The organism is Pedobacter sp. V48 (assembly GCF_000523515.1).
Lineage (GTDB): Bacteria > Bacteroidota > Bacteroidia > Sphingobacteriales > Sphingobacteriaceae > Pedobacter.
On record NZ_AWRU01000006.1, the window covers coordinates 502,363 to 522,068 of the forward strand.

A 19,706-nucleotide genomic window follows, 5' to 3' on the forward strand; every position below is an offset into this window, starting at 1 on the left:
TTCTACTTATTAATTAATAATCCCAACAGCTTGATTTTCTTTTCTACTTCGTCGCTCCATTGAAGTCCAAAGCTTAATCTTAAACAGTTATCAAACTGTTGTTTTAAACTAAACATTCTGCCTGGGGCAATACTTATGTTGTGTTTTATGGCACGTTCATATAAGTCTAGCGTATTCACGTCTTTGTCTAGTTCCACCCATAAAAAGTATCCGCCTTCTGGCCTGCTTACCCGTGTGCTTTCAGGGAAATAGTTGGCTATTGCGCTACTGTATTTCAGGCTGTTGTTATAAAGTACCTGGCGTATTTTTCTTAGATGGTTCTCATATCGTCCATTCTTTAGGAAATCTGCAACTACTTCTGATGTGATTGTTGTAGAAGAAAGCGCGTGGCTTAATTTTAGCCTCATTACCTGATCTTTAAACTTTCCGGGTGCAACCCAGCCTACTCTGTAGCCTGGGGCAAGTGTTTTTGATACGGAATTGCAATAAAGAACCAAACCACTCTCGTCGTATGTTTTGCAGGTAGTGGGGCGGTTGGTCCCAAAATAAAGGTCGCCATAAAGATCATCTTCAATTAAAGGCACGTTAAAGTGCTCCAGTAATTTAACCACCTCTTTTTTATGCTCGGCAGGCATAGAAGAGCCACAAGGGTTATTAAAGTTGCTAACCAGCAGGCAAACCTTGATTTTGTTTGTTGCAAGTGCTTTTTTTAAGGCCTCAAGTTCTATTCCTGTAGTTGCGTTTGTAGGCAGCTCCAGAACATTTAACCCCAAGGTTTGCGTAAGTTGAAGGATGCCAAAATAAGCAGGGCTTTCAATGGCTATAGTATCACCGGGTTTAGTTAAGGCCAACAAACAATAAGCAAGGGCATTCATACAGCCGGCGGTAGTTATAATATCTGTATCATCCAGATCGCCACCCCATGAAAGAGACCATTTGGCAACTTCTCGTCTGAGCTTATCATTTCCTTGCGCATGGTCGTAAGCTGTACCGCTGCTATCAAGGGTTCTCATGGCTTGTATCATCCCCTTGTTTAATTTTGCAATAGGGAGGAGGCTTTTATGGGGTACCCCCAACGAAAGCAGTGTTATTTTTGGATTTGTACTATCTTGATGAACCCGCATAATCAGATCATCCTGGCTATGGAGGCCTGGCCCGGTGGAGGGATTACTTGTTTCCGGTACAGCTAAACGTTTTTTAGGAGGTACGCAAACATAATACCCTGATCTTGGTCTTGTTTCAATAAGCGATCTGCTTTCCAATTCATAATAAGCCTGTGTAACGGTACTCATATTATGACCCAGTTCTCTGCAGAGCATTCTGACGGACGGGAGCTTATCACCTGCCTTTAACACCTCATTCATAATTTGTTTTTCAATGCGCGCGGCTATTTGAAGGTATAAGTAAGGCTCTGATCTGTGGGCTTGCTTTAATTCCATAGTTTAAACTGTATTGGTCAAATTTAATAAAATTGTATCTGTGTTGGTGTAATTATATTGTTGAATTTTGTGTTATTATTTTAATAGTACCGATATGACCATTTTACACAGCACCCAGGAGGACTTAGATTCTATTTTTAAAATTTATGATGATGCTACTGAGTATCAAAAGAAACAAACCATTAATTATTGGAAAGGCTTTGAAAGATCGCTTGTTAAGAAAGAGATTGAAGAAAAGAGGCAGTACAAGATTATGGCGGATGGCGAGATAGCATGTGTTTTTGTAATAAACTATGATGATCGGCTGATCTGGAAAGAGAGAAATGCTGATCCATCTATTTACATTCATCGCATTGCGACCAATCCGGCGTTTAGGGGTAGTTCTTTTGTAAAGCAGATTGTAGAATGGGCTAAAGGTCATGCAAAAGAAACAGGTAAGGAATTTATAAGAATGGATACTACAAGTGGTAACGACAAGTTGAATAACTACTATTTTAACTGTGGTTTTGCTGATAAGGGAATTACATTAATAGGGTTTGAAGAGGAATTACCGGTTCATTACAGGGGCGGGAGTCTTAACCTGTTCGAAATTAAATTGTAAATCTAAACCTAAATATAGAAGATGAAAAAAATAGAACTTTATCAGATTGATGCATTTACCGATCAGCTTTTTGGTGGCAATCCTGCATGCGTGGTTCCTCTTGAGTCGTGGCTACCAGATAGTCTTCTTTTAAAGATTACTAAAGAAAATGCCGTTCCTGAAACTGCCTTTTTTGTGCCAGATGGAGAGGCTTTCAGTTTAAGGTGGTTTACCCCGGAACATGAGATGGATTTGTGTGGCCATGCAACGCTGGCTAGCACCCATGTTTTAAAGACAATACTGAATTATCCGAACGACAAGATCATCTTCAATTCTAAAAGCGGACCATTGGAGGTTACAATAGTTGATGAGCAGTACACTTTAAATTTTCCGTCAAGAAAGCCCGAGCCGGCAGCGTTACCTGAAATCATTTCTAAATCCTTAAGTAAACAGCCCAAAGAAGTACTTAAGTCAAGAGACTACATGCTGGTTTATGACAGTGAGCAGGATATTAGGGATTTAGTACCCGATAGAGAGATTCTGGACAAAATTAACCTTGAGCCAGGGGGAATAATTGTAACCGCAAAAGGTGATAAAGTAGATTTTGTATCTCGTTTCTTTGTTCCTCAGGCAAGTATATTCGAAGATCCGGTTACCGGATCAGCGCATTGCTCATTAATTCCTTATTGGGCAGAAAAATTGGCGAAAACAGAGATGAGTGCCCTGCAATTGTCAGACAGAATAGGTAAACTTCAATGTGTAAATGCAGGAGATAGGGTATTGATTAGCGGAACGGCTAAAACTTACTCAGCGGGTTTTTTCTTTATAGATTAACCCAGTTATTCATTAACTTTACAGCATAACTAACTAATTATTTCATCATGAAGAAAACAGTATATCTGCTGTTGTGTGCAATGGTATTTTCCTTTGTAAACACTGTAAAAGCGGATGAAGGGATGTGGATCCCTATGCTGATAGGTAAAAACTATGAGCAAATGAAGAAGCAGGGCTTTAAATTGACTGCAAAAGACCTGTATAATGCAAATGGATCGAGTTTAAAGGACGCCATTGTTCATTTTGGTGGTTTCTGTACAGGTGAGATCGTATCTGATAAAGGTTTGATCTTTACCAATCACCACTGTGGTTATGATGCCATTGCATCGAACTCAACTGCTCAAAACAATATCCTTGATAACGGGTTTTACGCCAAAAATTATGGCGAAGAGAAACCAATTGATGGTTTGTTTGTGCGTTTTCTTCAAAGAATGGAAGATGTAACCCCTCAGGTTAATGAAGCAACAAAAGGTTTAAAAGGAGCAGAGAAAGCTTCTAAAATGCTTGAGGTATTTAATGCCATTTCGAAAGCGTCGGTTACTGGTCCAACAATAGAGGCCAATGTAAAGGATTTTTATAAATCTAATCAGTTCATCCTTTTTGTTTATGAACGTTTTGATGATGTTCGTTTAGTAGGTGCACCACCACAAAATATTGGTAAATATGGTGGTGATACTGACAATTGGGAATGGCCTCGTCAAACAGGGGACTTTTCTGTTTTCAGAGTATATTCCGCTAAAAATAATGCTCCTGCAAAATATTCGGCAGAAAATGTTCCTTTCAAACCAAAGAAATTCTTGCCGGTATCTATTAAAGGGGTAAAGAATGGTGATTTTTCAATTGTTTATGGATACCCTGGTCGTACAGATAGGTACTTAACTTCTTATGGAGTTGATCTGGCTACCGAAAAAGTAAGTCCTACCATCGTTAAGCTTCGTGATATTCGTTTGAAAGCATGGAGAGCGGAAATGGATAAAAGTGTTGAAACACGCTTAAAGCTGTCTTCTAAATATGCTAATATTGCAAACTATTGGAAATATTATATCGGCCAGACTGAGCAGTTAAAGCGCTTAAAAGTTTCCGAATCTAAAAGAAAAGAGGAAAAAGCATTTACTGAATGGGCTGCTCAGAAAACTGAATTTGCCGGTTTAATGGAACAGTATGATCAAATCTATAAAAGCATTGATCCGATAGCTGTTCAACGTACTTATATTAATGAGGGCTTTTTAGCATCTGCATGGGTTCCAAATGCCATTTCAATTGGCAGAGCATGGAATGCTATGGATCAAAAGAAAGGCGATGATGCTTTTGCAACTCAGGTAAAAGGAGGTGTTGATAAAGCTGTTGGAACTTATCAGGAAACCTATAACGAAACTGCAGACAAGAAGATTTTTGCACAAATTCTTGCGTCTTTTTATAATGATGTTCCAGTAAAATCACAGCCTAAGTTCTTTAGTGAAATTGCTGAGAAATATTGGGCAGGAACTCCGGAAGCTACTTTCCAGAAGTATGCAGATTACCTTTGGGAGAATAGTAATTTTATTAAGCCAGAGAAATTAAAGGCATTTATGGCCTCTAATCCTTCTCTTGATGCCATTAAAAATGACCCTGGGTATAAATATGCCGTAAACCTTTATCCGGCAGACTATGTTAAGGCCAACTTTGGATCGGTAGTTGCTGATTTTGAAAGTAAAAAAGAGGAATTGGATAACCTGTATCTGAAAGCGATTTTAGAGAAAAATGCAGGGAAAATAATGTACCCGGATGCAAATTCGACCATGCGCCTTAGCTATGGTAACGTGCAGGACTATTCTCCAAAAGATGGTATTGTATATAAGACCACAACTACCATTGAGGGAGTTATGCAAAAATATATTCCTGGTGACAGTGAGTTTGATTTGCCAGCTAACCTGATCGAAAACTATAACAAAAAGAACTTTGGTCAGTATGGCAATGACGGAACTTTAACCGTTGGTTTTATTACCAATAACGACATCACCGGAGGTAATTCTGGGTCGCCTGTTATTAATGGTAATGGTGAATTGATCGGTTTAGCATTTGATGGTAACTGGGAAGCCATGAGTGGAGATATCGCTTTTGATAAGCAGTTTAAACGTACCATATGTGTGGATGTACGCTATGTATTATGGTGTATTGATGTGCTTGGTGGTGCGAAGAATTTGATTGAAGAATTAGATTTGAAAAAATAAGAGGAATCATTTTTTCTGGGAAAGAGGATAGGAGGGAGCAGAAAGCAACGGTAGTTTTAAAGACAATCTGCTATTGGTGATATTGATAAAGGGCCGGTCTGTATTTGCAGTCGGTCTTTTTTAATTGCGGTTTATTCGTTTGCTATAAGGGTTTAGTAACATAAATAATGCTGTTTTTTATGGAATGAGTTTTATATCTTTAGCATTGCACATATTGTGAAAACTAAAGAACCAAACTTATAAACTAATCAGTATTATGTCCTTAATCTTTAATAGAACAATTACGTCCAAACTCAAGATTGCTTTTTCGGCAGCTTTGCTTTTTGGACAGGGTATTGCCACGGCCCAGACGAACCAGTATGAGGGAACTGGTAACCTAAAATATGTGGATCCGATAATTGGTAACGTAGGTCAACTTTTAGAACCTACCAGACCCACCGTACAACTTCCTAATCAAATGATAAGGATGTTTGCTCAAAGATCTGATTATATGTCGGACCAGATTTCCAGTTTTCCTTTAAATGTTGTTTCGCACAGAATGGGGCAGGTTTTTGCTATCAAACCAACTGTAAAGGTTATAGAGGCATCTGATTGGAACAAAAAGATGACTTACGATCATGATCTGGAGATAAACCGTCCCTGGTATTATACTACCTGGTTGATTGATGAAGAAGTAAAAGTTGAGTTTACCCCGGGAAAAAAGACAGGTGTATTCAGATTTGAATATCCTGAAAGCGGCGAAAAGGGACTGTTACTTAGTGTATACAATGGTGGGGATCATGAATATAAGTCAATTTCAAAGAAAGAAATAAGTGGTATAGAGACTTACAATGGAAATATTAAAGTATACATGTATGGCGCTTTTAATACAGATGTTGTATTGGGTGGTTTGAAAGATGGTAAAGCTGTGGTATCCAGTTCGGTAGATGAAAAAGACTTAAAGGCATGGATCAGTTTTCCGAAAAATGCACCAAAAAATATTGAGTTTAAATACGCTATTTCTTATATCAGTGCAGAACAGGCAAAGAAGAATTTCGACAATGAGTTGAAAAACTCAACATTTGAGCAGCAAGTTAAAAAGGGAGAAGAAGCGTGGTCGAAGGTAATTAACCAGATTAAAACAGTAGGTGGTACCGAAGCCCAAAAACGTTCATTCTATACCGCTTTATATCGTTGCTATGAGCGCATGGTAGATATTACCGAGGATGGCCAATATTATAGTGGTTATGACAAGCAGGTTCACAAGACTACACGTCCGTTTTATGTAGACGATTGGTCCTGGGACACTTATCTTGCACATCACCCGCTTCGCACAATCCTTAACCCTGAACAGGAAGGCGACATGATGAACTCATATGTGAACATGTATACGCAGAGTGGATGGGTACCTACATTTCCGTTGTTGTTTGGCGATAATCCGTGTATGAATGGATTTCACTCATCAATTACCTTTCTTGATGCTTACCGTAAAGGAATAAAAAGCTTTGATGTTAATAAAGCTTATGAGGGGATGCTTAAAAATGCGAATGAAGCAACAATGCTGCCATGGAAAAATGGTCCAAAAGGTGAACTCGAAGATTTTTACTATGAAAAAGGATATTTTCCATCCCTAAAAAAGGATGAAAAAGAAACTGTTGCTAATGTGCATAGTTGGGAAAAACGTCAGGCTGTAGCAGTAACCTTAGGGCATAGCTATGATGACTGGGCTGTTGCGCAAATGGCGAAAGAGCTAGGGAAGGATCAGGATTACACCAAATTTATTGCAAGAAGTAGTAATTATAAGAACTTATGGGACAGCAAAACTCAGATGTTTTTACCAAAAGACAAAGATGGCAACTGGGTAGATATAGATCCTAAGTTTGATGGTGGTATGGGTGGCAGAGACTATTATGATGAGAATAATGGCTGGACTTATTTATGGCAAGTGCAACAAGATGTTAAAGGCCTTATAGGATTGTTTGGTGGTGCAAAAAGCTTCGAGAATAAATTAGATCAGCTTTATAGAGAGCCGCTTGGCAGAAGTAAATATGAGAACTGGGCTAAGTTCCCGGATGCAACCGGTATGGTTGGCCAGTTCTCTATGGGTAATGAGCCAAGCTTCCACATTCCTTATTTATTTAATTACACAGCTTCTCCATGGAAAACGCAAAAACGCATCAGATTCCTTTTGGATACTTGGTTTAAAGATAATGTATTCRGTATTCCTGGTGATGAAGATGGTGGTGGTATGACAGCTTTTGTGGTGTTCTCGTCGATGGGATTTTATCCTGTTACGCCAGGCATTCCGGCATATACAATCGGAAGTCCGGTATTCCAGAATGTTACAATAGATCTTTCTAACGGAAAGAAATTTCAGCTGGTAGCAAACAACTGCTCAGTTGTAAATAAATATATTCAAAGTGCTAAGTTCAACGGACAAGTGCTAAATACACCATGGTTTACTCATGAGCAGTTAGTTGCGGGAGGCAAATTGGAACTTGAAATGGGACCTAAGCCAAACAAAACCTGGGGAGTAGGACAAACTAAATAACAGACAACCTAAACCAATAATAAATTAACCATTTATAACAAAATTATGAGCGAATTAAAAGTTAAAGCAGCCTTTACTGAGAAGAAATTCTTGGTGACAATAATATTTGTAACCTCCCTTTTTATGTTCTGGGGTATTGCAATTACAATGGCTGATGTGTTGAATAAACATTTTCAGCATACGATGAGTCTTTCCAAGTTCCAGTCTGCCTTTGTGCAGTTTGCAGTATTTGGTGCATATGCGGTGATGGGGATACCTGCAGGATTGTTTATGAAACGTTTTGGATATAAGAAAGGAGTGCTTTTAGGATTATCTCTTTTCGCAGCAGGAGCTTTCTTGTTTGTGCCTGCAGCTAATATTTCTTCCTTTGCCTTCTTTGGTATTGCATTATTCATTGTGGGCTGCGGTTTATCAACATTAGAAACAGTTGCCCATCCGTTTGTTGCTTCCTTAGGAGACCAACGGACAAGTGATCTTCGTATCAATTTTGCCCAAACATTTAATGCGGTTGGAACTATGTTGGGTCCCGCAATAGGAAGTTATTTTTTACTGAGTAATAATGTTGAGGGTAGTACAGATCTTACCTCAGTAAAAATATTATATGCTGTTATTGGAACTGTTATTCTACTTGTTGCAATTGCGTTTWCKWYKSTYWWMMKAYCTYMTTTAATAGACCCACATGTTACTGCAGTAGATGAGAATGCCGTAAATGTTGATACTGCTCCTGATAAGAAGCTATTTGATCATAAGCATTTCGTTTGGGCAGTAATAGCACAATTTTTTAATGTTGCAGCGCAAGCTGGAACATGGGCATTCTTTATTAATTACGGACACGAAAAAATGGGCTTTACCGATTCTGAAGCAGGGTATTATATGGTAGTGTTTATGGGGATGATGCTTACAGGTCGCATTTTGGGTACTTTTTTAATGCGAATAATCGCACCTAATAAGCTGCTTGCAATATTTGCCATAGGTAATATTCTAATGTGTGTTATAGTTGCTCAAAGCTTTGGATGGGTATCCTTTGCTGCGCTTCTTATGATCAACTTTTTCTTTAGTATCATGTTTCCTACTATTTTTAGTCTTGGGCTTAAAAATCTCGGTGCACGTACACAACAGGCTTCTTCATTTATATCAATGGGAGTTGTTGGAGGCGCATTTTTCCCTTTTATAATGGGAGCGGTAGCCGACAGCGCCGGAATAGCACATGCATATTATACACCAATAATCTGTTATATTGTGATCTTTATGTTTGCTTATAAATTCTATAAGGTAAAACACTAGAAAATAACTTTAACCAAATGAATAGTATGAAAATAATTTCTAAAAAATGGCTGATCATTCCGGCCATTTTACTCTCCATTCAATTTTCTCAGGCACAGGACTGGGCTAATCTAAAAAGGTACCAGGAAGAGAATTCGAAACTCAGTGCACCCGCTAAAAATGAAAATAGAGTTGTTTTTATGGGTAATTCTATTACTGAGGGGTGGAAGAACAATCGGCCTGAATTTTTCTCCAGCAAACCTTATATTGGTCGTGGGATTAGTGGGCAGACTACACCACAGATGCTTATTAGGTTTCATCAGGATGTGGTTGCGCTAAAACCTAAAGTAGTTGTGATGCTCTGCGGAATCAATGATATTGCTGGTAATACAGGTCCATCGACGCTGGAAATGATTGAAGACAACATCACCGCTATGACCGAAATTGCACGAGCAAATAAGATTAAGGTGGTACTTTCTTCTGTGTTACCTGCTTTCGCCTTCCCATGGAAACCGGGAGTGGAACCTGCTGATAAAGTAATTGCATTGAATAAATGGATTAAAGCTTATGCTGAAAAAAATGGGTTCATTTATGTAGATTATTTCTCTGCGATGAAAGATGAAAGAAATGGCTTGCCGAAAAGCTTAGCTGAAGATGGTATTCATCCTAATAAAGCTGGTTACGCTATTATGGAGCCGCTTGTTGAGCAAGCTATTGCAAAAGCGCTGAAACAAAAGAAATAAAACATTGCTGACGATTCGTTATGTACTAAAAAAGGGTGTGTCATGATACACCCTTTTTTAGTCTGTTACTCAGCTTATATGTTAATTATAAACAAACTCGCCATTTTCTGAAACAATTGTTACTTGTTTTTGAGTGGAACCCTCTACGCGACCAATAATTTGAGCATCAATATTAAAGCTTTCAGAGATGGCAATGATATCTTCTGCTATTTCAGCCGGAACATATAATTCCATGCGATGGCCCATATTAAATACCTTATACATTTCTTTCCAATCTGTACCAGACTGCTCCTGTATTAAACGGAACAGGGGAGGAATAGGGAATAAATTATCTTTTATAATGTGAACATCGTTATTAACAAAGTGAAGCACTTTAGTTTGAGCGCCGCCGCTGCAATGAACGATACCATGAATTTGAGACCTGTGGCTTTCTAATACCTTTTTTATGACAGGAGCATAAGTGCGTGTAGGTGATAATACCAGTTTGCCGGCAGTTACTTCCGTTTGCTCATCAATTTTAACCGGATCGGTTAATTTCTTTCCACCGGAAAATACCAGATCAAAAGGAACAGCAGGGTCAAAACTTTCAGGGTAACTGTTTGCTACAGATTTATCGAATACATCATGACGGGCAGAGGTAAGTCCGTTAGATCCCATACCGCCATTATATTCTGTTTCATAGCTGGCTTGTCCATATGAAGATAGGCCAACGATTACATCACCTGCCTGTATTTTGTCGTTGCTGATGATTTTTTCACGTTCAATACGACATGTAACTGTTGAATCAACAATGATTGTACGTACCAGATCACCTACATCAGCAGTTTCACCGCCTGTTGAGTAAATTGAGATGCCCTGAGACCTAAGCTCCGCTAGAATCTCTTCAGTGCCATTAATAATGGCAGCAATTACTTCACCAGGGATCAGGTTTTTATTACGGCCAATTGTTGATGACAATAAAATATTGTCGGTAGCGCCAACACAGATCAAATCATCAATATTCATAATGATTGCATCCTGAGCAATGCCTTTCCAAACAGAAATATCACCGGTTTCTTTCCAGTAAACATAAGCCAACGAAGATTTTGTACCTGCACCATCAGCATGCATTATGTTGCAAAAAGCCTCGTCGTTGCCTAAAATATCAGGGATGATCTTACAGAAAGCCTGCGGAAAAATACCTTTATCTATGTTTTTGATGGCTTGGTGCACATCTTCTTTCGAGGCAGAAACGCCACGCTGGTTGTACCTGTTATCACTCATGTTGTTGCAAAGATAGGGAAACCCCTTAATGTTAAAACTTTAATGTAGAAAAAAAACATACCAACTAATAAAAAAATAACCCCCACTAATTAAAGCAGAGGTTATAAAACTAAAAAATAGTTGGTTATTAGGAGTTTGGTTTATTTTATAAACAATAATTCCCTGAACTTAGGTAAAGGCCAAACGCTGTCATCTACAATTTGTTCTAATTTATCTGTATGGTAACGAATAGTATCGAAGTAAGATTTTACTTTCTCATCGTAACTGATCGCTTTCTCACGTGAATCTTCAATTGCATTTACTTTTTTACGTTGCTCAAGCATTGCGTCTATGCTGGTTTTAACGATATTTAAGTGCTCAGATACTTTGTTGATGATAGAAAGCGGAGTTGCTAATGCATCACCTGATAAGCCAAGTTCTTTTAATCCTTTAGCATTTTCGATTAATGAATTTTGGTAAGCAATTGCAGCTGGTATGATCATACTGTTAGTTACTTCACCCATTACTCTAGCTTCGATTTGAAGTTTTTTGTAATAGCTTTCTAACAAGATCTCATGACGGGCGTGTAACTCACGCTCATTAAAGATGTTGAGTTTAGTAAATAACTCAGTAGATTTTTCACTTACATAAGCATCTAAAGCAATTGGAGTAGTTTTGATGTTTGATAAACCACGTTTAGCAGCTTCTTCAGCCCACTCATCGCTGTAACCATTTCCTTCAAAACGGATATCTTTAGATTCTTTGATGTATTTTTTAAGAATAGTTAACAACGCAACATCTTTTTTCTCACCTTTTTTGATCAGTTTATCAACTTCAGTTTTGAATTTGATCAATTGATCGGCTACAATTGTGTTTAACACAGTCATAGGAGCAGAAGAGTTAGCAGAAGAACCTACAGCTCTTAACTCAAATTTATTACCTGTAAAGGCAAAAGGAGAAGTACGGTTACGGTCAGTATTGTCTAACAAGATCTGAGGGATCTTAGGGATACCTAACCATAATGAATCTTCATTTTTAACTTTTTTAATGATGCTTCTTGATGATTCGATCTCGTCTAATACCTCAGCTAATTGAGAACCAAGGAAGATAGAGATGATTGCAGGAGGAGCTTCGTTAGCACCTAAACGGTGATCGTTGCTTACTGAAGCAATACTAGCTCTCAATAAATCAGCATGCTCGTGAACAGCTTTAATGGTGTTAACAAAGAATGTTAAGAACATCAAGTTGTTTTTTGGAGTTTTTCCTGGAGATAACAGGTTTTTACCAGTGTCAGTAATTAATGACCAGTTGTTGTGTTTACCTGATCCATTGATACCAGCATATGGTTTTTCATGTAAAAGAACTTTAAAGTTATGTCTTAAAGCAACTTTTTCCATTAAGTCCATTAACAATTGGTTATGATCAATTGCAAGGTTGATTTCTTCATAAATAGGAGCACACTCAAATTGAGAAGGAGCAACCTCATTATGACGGGTTTTCAAAGGAATACCTAATTTTAAAGCTTCATTTTCGAAATCCACCATGTAAGTGAATACACGCTCAGGGATAGATCCGAAATAATGATCTTCTAATTGCTGTCCCTTTGCAGACATATGACCGAACAAAGTACGGCCAGTTAATGCTAAATCCGGACGAGCATTATATAATGCAAGGTCAACAAGGAAATATTCTTGTTCAATACCTAGAGATGCATTTACTTTAGTGATGCTCTTATCGAAATACTGACAAACGTCAACAGCAGCTTTATCCATAGCAGCAAGTGCTTTTAATAAAGGAGCTTTGTAATCTAACGCTTCACCGGTATAAGAAACAAATACAGTTGGGATACAAAGTGTTTTACCAGCTTTGCTTTCCATAATGAATGCTGGAGAAGAAGGATCCCATGCAGTATATCCGCGCGCTTCGAAAGTATTACGGATACCACCATTAGGGAAGCTTGATGCATCTGGTTCTTGTTGAACTAGCGCGCTACCTGCGAAATTCTCAATTGCGCCATCGCTGCTAGGCTCAAAAAATGAATCATGTTTCTCAGCTGTAGTACCTGTTAATGGTTGAAACCAGTGGGTATAGTGAGTAGCGCCTTTAGCCATTGCCCAGCCTTTCATAGCCGTTGCGATGTGGTTGGCATCTTCATGATTAATTAGTTCGCCCGATTCAATGGATGCAACTAATTTCTGATAAACCTCTTTTGACAAGAAATCTTTCATTTTTCTTTTGTCAAAAACATTAACGCCAAAAAAATCAGAAATTTTAGTCGAAGGTGACTTTACCTCTGGTGAAATTCTTGTCTGCGCTTCTTTTAATGCAATTGTTCTTAAGCTTTTCATTTATTTGTTTAAAATTTTATCAAAAATAGGATATTTAATTAATAATTTCCATCAAATTGTTTGTAAAAATGCAAATGTTAGCAAATTTTAACATAAAATTTACGCTTTTTGGATGAAAATCAGTTTTTAAAAAGAAAAATAAGTTAAAGAGGTGGCTTGTTTGAATGGAAGGTTAAGTCGGCCTCTCGGAGGGTAAATATACTGTTTGTTCATTTATTTTTATATTTTTTGACATTATTTTTTCGTTTTTGGTGTTTTTTGCTTGAAAATTTTCTGGTTTTTGTTGTAAAATCCATAAAAATCTATAAAATCCATGTTTTTTATGATTTTTATCAGAAAGAGCGTTTTTCTCTGTTTTAGTTAAAAAGAATTGCGATTTAAGTTTTTTTTAAGGTGTTATGGAATATATGGGTGTTTTACATCCTATTTAAAACTAATACTTAAAATCATGTTTAACATCTCATCCAATTTACACAAGGCAGAGTGGCTCGACCTTGTATTTAGAAACAGAAATAAAAACTATGGTGCCTATGCACTAAGATCTCAATCATCAGGTACTACAGCACGCGCTTTATTTATCGCTGCTCCGCTTTTTGTTCTGTTTTTTGCCGGCCCAATGATTTATAAACATTTTATTAATAAAAATGCTAATGTGGTAAGTGAACCCTTGAAGCCTGAGCGTATTATAATTATTGCTGATCAACCTATGGAGAAACCAAAACTTCAGGAAAAGATAGAAATGCCCAAAACGGAGCCGATGAAAGAAAAAATTAAAACCGTAAAGCCCGTTTCAAATCCAATTGTTGTAGACAGGCCATTGATTACCGACCCACCAACTTTAGAACAAATAGATCATGCTGCAGTAGGGCTTGTTACGCAGTCGGGAGTAGAGACTTCACTTGGCGCTGTTCCTGTAGAGGGCAATGGTAATGGAATAGCTACAGGTAATGGTGTAGGAAATGGTGAGAAGGAAGATACAGGAATTCATGAAATAGGAGACATACAGGCCTACCCTGAATTTGAAGGGGGAATGAAAGCCTGGGCTAAATTTATACAAAGGAATTTAAGATACCCGAATGCGGCGCAGGAAGTTGATGCACAGGGTAAGGTTTTTATCAGCTTTGTAATAGAGAAAGACGGTTCTGTATCAAACGTTACTGTTTTAAAAGGTATAGGATATGGATGTGATGAAGAAGCGGTAAGGGTAATTAGCAAGTCGCCAAAATGGAAACCAGGCCGACAAAATGATCAAAATGTTAGAGTTAGGTATAATATGCCGCTTTCGTTTACCATAAATAGATAATTTCAAAAATATTCGGTTCGCTCTCAGTGTAAAGGATAGGGGTGAGGGGGTGTAATTAAGTTTACATCCCCTTTTTTGATGCTATTTTATGATAAAAAACTAAATTGCATATAAAAAGATCCGTTTATGTTAGATTTTAAACCTGTAGAATACTCTCAAACCACACTTACTGAACTTATGATTCCTTCTTATTCCAATTTTGGAGGAAAAATACATGGAGGAATTATTTTAAGTTTAATGGATAAAGTTGCCTATGTGTGCGCGGCAAAGCATTCTGATGGCTATTGTATAACAGCTTCGATTGACGTTGTGGATTTTTTGGCACCAGTTGAAGTTGGAGAACTGGTTTCTTTAATGGCATCAGTAAATTATGTTGGTAACACTTCCATGATAATAGGAATAAAGGTTGTTTCAGAAAATTTGAAAACGCACACAATTAAGCATACCAATACCAGCTATTTTACTATGGTAGCCATAGGAGATAATCACAAACCGAAACAAGTGCCAGGATTGATATTGAAAAGTGAAGAAGATGTTAGACGATTTGCACAAGGATTGAACAGAAAAAATCTTAAAAGCGAATATAAGAGGAATGAGGCCAGCCTAAAAGAAAACTATAATAATGAGAATTGTTTAATTACGCTTAAAAATGAAAGGTGTAAAGTGGCTGTTGCGACCGATTAAATAAATACACCGTTAGCTCTTTATGATGCTAACGGTGTATTCGTGTTAAATTCTTTGCTTAAATACTTTTGATCTTTATACTACGAAAAGCAATAGGCGAACCTTCATTTTGCAAAAGAATATGTCCCTTTTTCGATTTTCCGAAATTTTTAAGGGACCTATATTTACTTTTCTCTATTAAGGATTTAAAAGATTCGGTGCTCCTGTCATATTCCACAACTTTGAGCCCATTTAACCAATGCTGAATATGGTTGTTATTTACAACGATCCTGGCGGTGTTCCAGTGTTGAAGTGATACAGGCGGTTTCTTATCAGCTGATATTAGATCATATAATGATGCCAGTGAGCGAAGTTCACCGCGCTCTGGATATTTAAAGTTCACTTCATCTAATATTTGATATTCAAGTCCCAAGAAAGTGCCTTTTTGTGCTTCGTAATCGTTAGTTACCAGATATTTAACCCCACTGTTTGTCTCCTTAGAAATTTTAAATTCAAAGGAAAGCTCAAAGTTGTCGAATTGGTTATTGGTTATAATGTCCATTTGCTTCCCGTTTTCGGGTTTTACAGCAAGCAGCTCTCCGTTTTTAATTTCCCATCCTCCATCAGCTATTTTTTTCCATCCGTTAAATGTTTTTCCATCAAAAAGCAAACTCCATCCTAATGCTTTCTCCTGTTTGGTTAAGGTATTAGGAGATTGAGCAAAGGCACCAAAAATGCAAATTCCCTGCAGTAATATAATATTGAAGCATGACCTGGATATATTCATAAAGGTTGATTTTTAAATTTTAGGTTCCCATCCCTTTTCATATGAACGGCCCCACAGTTTCTGAGCTTCTTTGTCGCCAACAATGTGACCGTTTTTAGGATCAATTTTTAAGTCGCGACCAACTCTCCATGATATATTGCCTAATTGCATGGCTACACAGCTTTTGTAACCGAGTTCAACATCGCAGTTCGGACGCCTGTTATTTCTAATCGCGTCAAGAAAATCTGCCATATGCAAACTATCCATCCCTAAACTTGGGCTCGCTGTATTTCTTCCCTCTAAAGATTCTCCGCCGGATTTTGGTGTCACATCCTGAATTAGCTTTCCTTGAAGATCATATATTTTATAAGCATCATCTCCGGTATCCAGGCTTCCTTTTTCACCATAAAAGATAATTCCTCTTTCTTGTCCTTCAACTTTTCTTCCGTTACAGCTTCTGTTTTCCCAAAGCAAGGTAACTTTACCAGGATAATCTATTGTTACTACCTGCGTGTCTGGGGTTTCCCAGTCGTCATTAAAATGATACCTTCCGCCAGAAGAGCTAACGCGGGTTGGAAAATCTACTCCCAGACCCCAACGGGCTACATCCACCTCGTGCGTTCCATTATTTAACGCTTCACCGGTTCCCCAGTTCCAGAACCAGTGCCAATTGTAATGGATTAAGCCATCTTTATATTTAACGCGTGGTGCTGGTCCCTGCCATAAATCATAATCTAACCAGTCGGGTACATTTCCTGGCTTTAAAAAGGTTTCTTTCCTCGTGTTCGTATACCATGTTTTTGCCATATATACGCGTCCAATTATCCCTTCGTGGAGTAGCTGGACCCCTTTGGTTAGCGTAGGGGCAGAGCGACGTTGTGCGCCCATTTGTACTATTCTATTGTATTTTCTGGCTGCTGCTACTGCAATTTCACCTTCTCTTGGATTATGGCTTAATGGCTTTTCAACATATACATGTTTTCCGGCCTGACAGGCCATAATGGTTAATGGTGCATGCCAATGATCAGGAGTTGCTGTGTATATTGCATCAACAGATTTATCTTCCAGAACCTTGCGTAGGTCTTTTTCAGATTTTGGCGGAGTTGTTTGACCTGCTTTTACAATAGTGTTTATTGCCTTAGGAATGGCTCTTGAATCTACATCACAAACGGTAACTATTTGCGTGTTTTTTTGTTTGGTAATTGTACCTCCCATGCTATTCCCGCGACTATTAACGCCGATAGTTGCGATGTTTATTCTGTCATTTGCTCCGATAATATTTCTATAGCTTTTGGCACTAAACCCAGAGGCAGTTCCGCCGAATACGCTGTTTCCAACAGATAAAGCTGCTGTTCCGATACCTATTTTTTTTATGAAATCTCTTCTTGAATTGTTGCTCATAATTGGTTTTTGGTTGATTGTTTTGGAATTCTATAAAACTCTGATTTTAACATTTTTGAATGAAACTTCATCGCCATGGTCTTGAAGTAAAATATGCCCTTTTTTTACCTGGCCAAACGGTGGATCGGAATCTTTAAACTTACTTAGCTTCCAGGCCTCTTTGTAGGAATCACTGCTGCGGTCAAAAGAAAGCGTCTTTTTTCCATTTAAATAATGAGTTACTTTAGTGCCTTTGGCTACGATTCTTGCGCGGTTCCACTCGCCGGTTTTATTCTCCTGTGGTACATCTAAAGGTAACATATCATACAAACCAGCCTGTAAACGGTTGCCATTCCTTCCCAATTTTGCATCGGGGTGTTTTACATTATCTAATATCTGGTATTCTAATCCCAGCCAACCGCCTTTAGTATACTTAGTGAAGAAATATTTTATTCCACTATTTCCTCCTTCAGAAAGCTTAAAGTCTACAGAGAGATCAAAATCAGTATATTCATCTTTTGTAATAAGATCACCACCTCCTTTCTCTCCTTCCTTCTTCGCTGATAAAACTCCATTTTCTATTTTCCATCCTGTTGCTGGTGGCGTATCCTTTCCAACCGATGTCCATCCATTAAGGCTTTGACCATCAAAAAGAAGTTTCCAGCCTTGTTTAATTTCCTGTTTGGTAAGGAAATTGTCTTTGTTCTGAGCGTATGACATCCCTGTAAAAAGGAACATCACAAGTAAAACAGTGATTTTTTTTGAGTTCATAATAAATAAATTTAACGAAACAATTGTTAACGATAGTTGATTAATGCAACATGTATAAACATGTTACATCTGGGTATATCCTTTGTTTTGTATTATTTTTTGTGGATTAGATTGCATCACTGTCATTGGAATTGGATAAGTTAATGCATTATCGCTCCAGGTAAAGCTATTGTAGCCATCAAACTGTTGTTCTGCAATCATCACATCTTTGGCTCGTCCTGTTCTTACAAGGTCAAACCAACGATGATTCTCAAAAGCCAGTTCAACACGACGCTCGTTTTCAATAGCTAAAAGGAATGCCTGATCGCCGCCGAATTCACTCAATTGATAATCGTGTAATAAATTTGGTGCGGGCTGAATGTTCGGGTCGCCAGGAGTTTTTCTTGCCCGTTCACGAATTTTGTTTAGATAAGTTAAGGCAATTCCTTTGTCGCCGCCGCCACGAACCAGTGCCTCAGCATAAAGTAAATACACATCTCCCAATCGTAATTCTATCCAATTGTTGCCATTGTCTGAACCGCTAGTTGAAACATCATAATATTTACGCACGTATTTCTCAGTTTGTAAGGCTCCGGTTTTAGCATTGATCCAGCCATCTCGCATGGATACAAATTTCCTGGGATCTCCCGTTTCATAAGCATTTGACATGTATTGGGTAGGAGAGTTCTCTCCACCCTTGTCGCCCACCAAAACAACCTCTTTGTCTGAAAACCTTGGAGCAAAATTGTTATTCCATGGACTGCCTGTTGCTCCATTTGGTGCGCCTTTCATGTATTGAACTTCAAAAAGGGATTCCGTACTATTCTTTTTAGAAACATCAAATAGGTCTTTGTAGCTTGGAACTAAGAAATACGCAGAATTATTTACTACTTCTGCAAGTTTTTGACTGGCAAGATTGTAATACTCACCACCCTTATTAAGCGGATAGCCTGCCATGGTTAAATACACTTTACCCAGCAAAGCTGAGGCTCCGGCCTTGGTTACTCTACCTTTGTCTGTGCCTCCGTATGACTGAGGAAGATTAGCTTCAGCATATTTTAGGTCTGCAATGATGAAATCATACATTTCTTGCAATGGTGCACGCCCAAGTGCATATGCTTCAGTTTGAGTTAGCTCTTTATCTGCTTTGATTACCCCTAAAAGCTGGCCATTTAAAGCTGGTCCACCAAATGCCCTATTGAGCCAGAAATAAACGAGCGCTCTTAAGAAACTGGCTTCTGCTTTATACTGACTTCTTAATTTTTCATCAGTGAAGGTAGCTGCGTCGCTGCGGCCAAGAACAATGTTGCATCTTAGTATTGTTTTATAACTGTCATCCCACATGTCTGTTATAAAGTTGTTCTCAGGAAGTAAAGGAGAGGCAAATTCATCTATACCTTTTTCGTTTGCAGGGTTTCCCGACAGCCAGGAATAGGTAGTGTTGTCTGAACGGATTTCGCCAAGCCTTACGTATGTTGAATTGTATAGCGAGCGCAGGTTACCATAAGCAGAAAGGGTTGCCTGATTGATATCCTGTTGTGTTTTATAGAATGAATTTGCATTTAAATTTGATTTCGGATTCAGGTCAATAAAGTCATCACTGCATGATGCCAGAAAGAAGACTGCAATGAATAATAAATTTATCTTTTTCATAT

At 38.1% G+C, this 19,706-nt stretch carries 14 protein-coding genes and 1 pseudogene; 8 read left to right on the forward strand and 7 right to left on the reverse strand.

Translation table 11 applies throughout. The features are described 5' to 3' along the window. Window positions 1-2: 2 nt before the first annotated feature. Window positions 3-1,439 (reverse strand): PLP-dependent aminotransferase family protein, encoded by a 1,437-nt coding sequence (locus tag N824_RS07450; RefSeq protein WP_048904483.1) that lies wholly within the window; start codon window positions 1,437-1,439, stop codon window positions 3-5. A 94-nt stretch (window positions 1,440-1,533) separates the two neighbouring features. On the opposite strand from N824_RS07450, the gene N824_RS07455 reads away from it, so the two are divergent. The 6 genes and pseudogenes from N824_RS07455 to N824_RS07480 all read left to right on the forward strand — a co-directional run bounded on the left by N824_RS07455 (window position 1,534) and on the right by N824_RS07480 (window position 9,599). Beyond that, complete coding sequence (locus N824_RS07455) at window positions 1,534-2,040, forward strand: GNAT family N-acetyltransferase (protein WP_048904484.1); 507 nt, start codon at window positions 1,534-1,536, stop codon at window positions 2,038-2,040. 21 nt (window positions 2,041-2,061) lie between these two features. After that, window positions 2,062-2,853, forward strand: coding sequence for a PhzF family phenazine biosynthesis protein (locus N824_RS07460; protein ID WP_048904485.1), 792 nt, complete (start codon window positions 2,062-2,064; stop codon window positions 2,851-2,853). 47 nt (window positions 2,854-2,900) lie between these two features. Continuing rightward, complete coding sequence (locus tag N824_RS07465) at window positions 2,901-5,063, forward strand: S46 family peptidase (RefSeq protein ID WP_048904486.1); 2,163 nt, start codon at window positions 2,901-2,903, stop codon at window positions 5,061-5,063. A gap of 256 nt (window positions 5,064-5,319) precedes the next feature. Beyond that, on the forward strand, window positions 5,320-7,593 hold the full coding sequence (locus N824_RS07470; protein WP_084498224.1) for a GH92 family glycosyl hydrolase: 2,274 nt from the start codon (window positions 5,320-5,322) through the stop codon (window positions 7,591-7,593). A 45-nt stretch (window positions 7,594-7,638) separates the two neighbouring features. Next, window positions 7,639-8,877 (forward strand): annotated as a pseudogene (gene fucP / locus N824_RS07475) (L-fucose:H+ symporter permease). A gap of 26 nt (window positions 8,878-8,903) precedes the next feature. Next, the gene (locus tag N824_RS07480) at window positions 8,904-9,599 is read left to right on the forward strand and encodes an SGNH/GDSL hydrolase family protein (RefSeq protein ID WP_200869832.1); all 696 of its coding nucleotides are present in this window, start codon (window positions 8,904-8,906) and stop codon (window positions 9,597-9,599) included. Between the two features lie 81 nt (window positions 9,600-9,680). Here N824_RS07480 and N824_RS07485 read toward each other — a convergent pair whose 3' ends face one another. Both N824_RS07485 and N824_RS07490 read right to left on the reverse strand, forming a co-directional pair. After that, window positions 9,681-10,862: an AIR synthase related protein gene (locus N824_RS07485; RefSeq protein ID WP_048904489.1), complete on the reverse strand. Its 1,182-nt coding sequence runs from the start codon at window positions 10,860-10,862 to the stop codon at window positions 9,681-9,683. 140 nt (window positions 10,863-11,002) lie between these two features. After that, the gene (locus N824_RS07490) at window positions 11,003-13,189 is read right to left on the reverse strand and encodes a glutamine synthetase III (protein ID WP_048904490.1); all 2,187 of its coding nucleotides are present in this window, start codon (window positions 13,187-13,189) and stop codon (window positions 11,003-11,005) included. A gap of 448 nt (window positions 13,190-13,637) precedes the next feature. Between N824_RS07490 and N824_RS07495 the strand changes: the two genes are divergently transcribed. Both N824_RS07495 and N824_RS07500 read left to right on the forward strand, forming a co-directional pair. Continuing rightward, window positions 13,638-14,492, forward strand: a complete 855-nt coding sequence (locus N824_RS07495) for an energy transducer TonB (RefSeq protein WP_048904491.1) — start codon at window positions 13,638-13,640, stop codon at window positions 14,490-14,492. Between the two features lie 126 nt (window positions 14,493-14,618). Next, on the forward strand, window positions 14,619-15,176 hold the full coding sequence (locus tag N824_RS07500; protein ID WP_048904492.1) for an acyl-CoA thioesterase: 558 nt from the start codon (window positions 14,619-14,621) through the stop codon (window positions 15,174-15,176). Window positions 15,177-15,234: 58 nt separating this feature from the next. Here the strand turns inward: N824_RS07500 and N824_RS07505 are convergent, their stop codons facing one another. From N824_RS07505 to N824_RS07520, 4 genes are all read right to left on the reverse strand, one after another. Then, the gene (locus N824_RS07505; protein WP_048904493.1) at window positions 15,235-15,942 is read right to left on the reverse strand and encodes a DUF1080 domain-containing protein; all 708 of its coding nucleotides are present in this window, start codon (window positions 15,940-15,942) and stop codon (window positions 15,235-15,237) included. 12 nt (window positions 15,943-15,954) lie between these two features. Next, entirely contained in the window at window positions 15,955-17,322 is a 1,368-nt protein-coding gene (locus N824_RS07510) for a Gfo/Idh/MocA family protein (protein WP_048904494.1), read from the reverse strand. 30 nt (window positions 17,323-17,352) lie between these two features. After that, a complete protein-coding gene (locus tag N824_RS07515) occupies window positions 17,353-18,072 on the reverse strand; it encodes a DUF1080 domain-containing protein (protein WP_052334074.1) in 720 nt (239 codons plus the stop codon). A 63-nt stretch (window positions 18,073-18,135) separates the two neighbouring features. Further along, on the reverse strand, window positions 18,136-19,704 hold the full coding sequence (locus tag N824_RS07520) for a RagB/SusD family nutrient uptake outer membrane protein (protein ID WP_048904495.1): 1,569 nt from the start codon (window positions 19,702-19,704) through the stop codon (window positions 18,136-18,138). Window positions 19,705-19,706: the final 2 nt, after the last annotated feature.

Excerpts from the sequence above, each read along its gene's own strand:
- N824_RS07510 (WP_048904494.1), bottom strand. The coding sequence starts at position 17,322 with ATGAGCAACAATTCAAGAAGAGATTTCATAAAAAAAATAGGTATCGGA.
- N824_RS07460 (WP_048904485.1), top strand. The coding sequence starts at position 2,062 with ATGAAAAAAATAGAACTTTATCAGATTGATGCATTTACCGATCAGCTT.
- N824_RS07500 (WP_048904492.1), top strand. The coding sequence starts at position 14,619 with ATGTTAGATTTTAAACCTGTAGAATACTCTCAAACCACACTTACTGAA.
- N824_RS07485 (WP_048904489.1), bottom strand. The coding sequence starts at position 10,862 with ATGAGTGATAACAGGTACAACCAGCGTGGCGTTTCTGCCTCGAAAGAA.
- N824_RS07490 (WP_048904490.1), bottom strand. The coding sequence starts at position 13,189 with ATGAAAAGCTTAAGAACAATTGCATTAAAAGAAGCGCAGACAAGAATT.
- N824_RS07520 (WP_048904495.1), bottom strand. The coding sequence starts at position 19,704 with ATGAAAAAGATAAATTTATTATTCATTGCAGTCTTCTTTCTGGCATCA.
- N824_RS07455 (WP_048904484.1), top strand. The coding sequence starts at position 1,534 with ATGACCATTTTACACAGCACCCAGGAGGACTTAGATTCTATTTTTAAA.
- N824_RS07450 (WP_048904483.1), bottom strand. The coding sequence starts at position 1,439 with ATGGAATTAAAGCAAGCCCACAGATCAGAGCCTTACTTATACCTTCAA.
- N824_RS07505 (WP_048904493.1), bottom strand. The coding sequence starts at position 15,942 with ATGAATATATCCAGGTCATGCTTCAATATTATATTACTGCAGGGAATT.
- N824_RS07480 (WP_200869832.1), top strand. The coding sequence starts at position 8,904 with ATGAAAATAATTTCTAAAAAATGGCTGATCATTCCGGCCATTTTACTC.
- N824_RS07515 (WP_052334074.1), bottom strand. The coding sequence starts at position 18,072 with ATGAACTCAAAAAAAATCACTGTTTTACTTGTGATGTTCCTTTTTACA.
- N824_RS07465 (WP_048904486.1), top strand. The coding sequence starts at position 2,901 with ATGAAGAAAACAGTATATCTGCTGTTGTGTGCAATGGTATTTTCCTTT.
- N824_RS07495 (WP_048904491.1), top strand. The coding sequence starts at position 13,638 with ATGTTTAACATCTCATCCAATTTACACAAGGCAGAGTGGCTCGACCTT.